Source organism: Porphyromonas sp. COT-108 OH2963, from assembly GCF_000768895.1.
GTDB lineage: Bacteria > Bacteroidota > Bacteroidia > Bacteroidales > Porphyromonadaceae > Porphyromonas_A > Porphyromonas_A canoris.
Genome location: NZ_JRAP01000010.1, coordinates 1 through 2,864, shown reverse-complemented (window position 1 = coordinate 2,864; position 2,864 = coordinate 1). Strand labels below are relative to the sequence as shown.

The window sequence follows — 2,864 nt, the reverse complement described above, 5'->3', positions numbered from 1 at the left end:
GGATCGCCACAACTCTTATGCTAAAGAAAATACTTTTTCTGCGCACGCAGATATTTTTTCGTCCGCATGAAAATTTTTTTCTATGCCCACGAAAATTTATTTTCTTGGCCACAAAAATTTTTTTTCTTGGCTACAAAAATTTATTTTCTTGGCCACAAAAATTTATTTTCTTGGCCACAAAAATTTTTTTTCTTGGCCACAAAAATATTTTTTCTTACCTACGGAAATTTTTTTCCTTACCTACGAAAATTTTTTTTCTTACCTACGAAAATATTTTTTCTTACCTACAAAAATATTTTTTCGTGCGCACATAAATTTTTTTTCGTGCGCACGTAAATTTTTTTTTGTACGTACGAAATTTTCATGCTCTCCGAAACCGACCTTTTCTTTTTTCCCGATCCCGGTTTTCCGTCTCGGCACAAAAAAAGCAGTGCCGGCACTTATCGCACCGGCACTGCCCGAATTTGTCTACAATATTTTACGCCCCNACAAAAAAAGCAGTGCCGGCACTTATCGCACCGGCACTGCCCGAATTTGTCTACAATATTTTACGCCCCGCCACTTCGGGGTGAGGGGAGTTTTCCCTCAATCTTAATCAGTTTTTAACCGTCCACCCTTTGTCTTCGGCTATCTTCTTGTTGCACGCATCCGTGCCCGGATTGCCTCCGATCCAGACGCTCTTGACTTCACCGCTCTGCCCGGTTACATCGGGAAGCGTTCGGAATATCTGGTTCAGCGTCTGCGTACTCAGCCTGCAGTTGCGGACAATTAGCACATTATCTATGCTGCTCGAGATCTTCAAGGAGCTTAGATTCGGGTTATTCTTGCAGTCGAAATATCTCAAAGCTGTATTCTTGCTTACATCCAGCGAGGTGAGGGAGTTAGAGTTGCAGAGCAAGAATTCCAACTTCGTATTCGCACTCACATCCAGCGAGGTAAGGGAGATTTCTTTGCAGCTAAATGTGGTTACCTTTCCGTACACCGTAACGGTCGGGGAGCCGAGTGTGTAAGTTCCGGTGCCGAAGACTAGATTCTCACCATTATCCTCTTTCCCGTTATTGTTCAGGTCTATCCAGACACCCGAACGATATTCCGGCTCGGTATCTATATAAAGCTCTATCTTCTCGCCCACGGCTTTCGTTGTCGTCATCGTCATTTTATAAGCATTGGAATCCAATTTCCAGCCCTTGTCTTCGGCGATCTTCTTGTCGCACGTATACGTGCCCGGATTACCTTCGATCCAGATCCACTTACTGCCGGTGCTCTGCCCTTTTACATCGGGAAGCGTGCGGAATATCTCGTTCAGTGTCTCCGTGCTCAGCTTACAGCCGTTGACCCACAACTCATCATTTATGCTGCTCGAGATCTTCAAGGAGCTAAGATTCGGGTTATTCTCGCAGGAGAATCGTGTCAAAGCGGTGTTCTTGCTCACATTCAGAGAGGAGAGCCTGTTCCAATTGCAGATCAATGCTTTCAAAGCTGTATTCTTCACATTCAGCGAGGTGAGAGAGTTCTTTTCGCAGTCCAACCATTCCAACTCGGTATTCTTGCTCAGATCCAGCGAGGTGAGGGAGTTATCGGAGCAGGACAACTCTGTCAAAGCAGTGTTCTTGCTCACATCCAGCGAGGTGAGGGATTGTTGGTGGCAATGGAACTCGGTTACTTTTCCGTATATCGTAATGGTCTGCGAGCCGAGTGTGTAATCCTTATAGAAAAAGACTACGACCTTCTCGCCCTCATCTTTGGTGCCGTTATTGTTCAGGTCTATCCAGACATCGGCTCGGTCTTCCGGCTTGGCGTAGATCTTAACAGTTATCTTCTCGCCCACGGCTAGCGTTGTCGTCATCGTCATGCTGTTGCCGGCAGGCGGAGGAGGAGGAGTATCTCCGACATCCAATTTCCAGCCTTTGTCCTTGGCTATCTTCTTGTTGCACGCCGCCGTACCCGGATTGTCTCCGATCCAGATCTTCTTACCGCCGGAGGTCTGCCCTTTTACATCGGGAAGTGTGCGGAATATCTTGTTCAGCGTCTCCGCGCTCAGCTTACAGCTCTTGACCGACAATTCATCATTTATGCTGCTCGAGATCTTCAAGGAGCTTAGATTCGGATTATTCTTGCAGTATAACGCAGTCAAAGCGGTGTTCTTGCTCACATCCAGCGAGGTGAGGGAGTTAGAGGAGCCGTCCAACACTTTCAACGCGGTGTTCTTGCTCACATCCAGCGAGGCAAGGGAGTTAGAGGAGCAGGACAACGCAGTCAAAGCGGTGTTCTTGCTCACATCCAGCGAGGTGAGGGAGTTAGAGGAGCAGGACAACCGTGTCAAAGCTGTGTTCTTGCTCACATCCAGCGAGGTGAGGGAGTTAGAGTGGCAGGACAACTCTTCCAAAGCTGTGTTCTTGCTCACATCCAGCGAGGTGAGGGAGTTAGAGGAGCAGGACAACAGGGTTACCTTTCCATGCACCGTAACGGTCTGCGAGCCGAGCGTGTACCATTCATAGTCAAATTTGGTTACGCTCTCGCCTGCATCTTTGACCTTGTTGTTGTTCAGGTCTATCCAGACATCCGCTTGGTCTGCAGGCTCGGCATTGATCGAAAGCTCTATCTTTTCGCCGACGGCTTTCTCTGTCGTCATCGTCATGCTGTTGCCGGCAGGCGGAGTATCTTCGACATCCAATTTCCAGCCTTTGTCCGTGGCTATCTTCTTGTCGCACGCATCCGTACCCGGATTGTCTGCTATCCAGATCTTTTTCTTGCCTTCGGTCTGCTCTTTTACATCGGGAAGTGTGCGGAATATCTCGTTCAGCGTCTCCGCGCTCAGCTTACAGTTACGGATATATAACGCATCATTTATGCTGCGCGAGATC

Annotated in this window: 1 pseudogene; it reads right to left on the bottom strand. The window is 47.8% G+C overall.

Annotation, left to right across the window (positions count from 1 at the left end):
- Positions 1-595: 595 nt before the first annotated feature.
- A pseudogene (locus HQ39_RS09605) lies at positions 596-2,864 on the bottom strand (hypothetical protein); the annotation flags it as partial.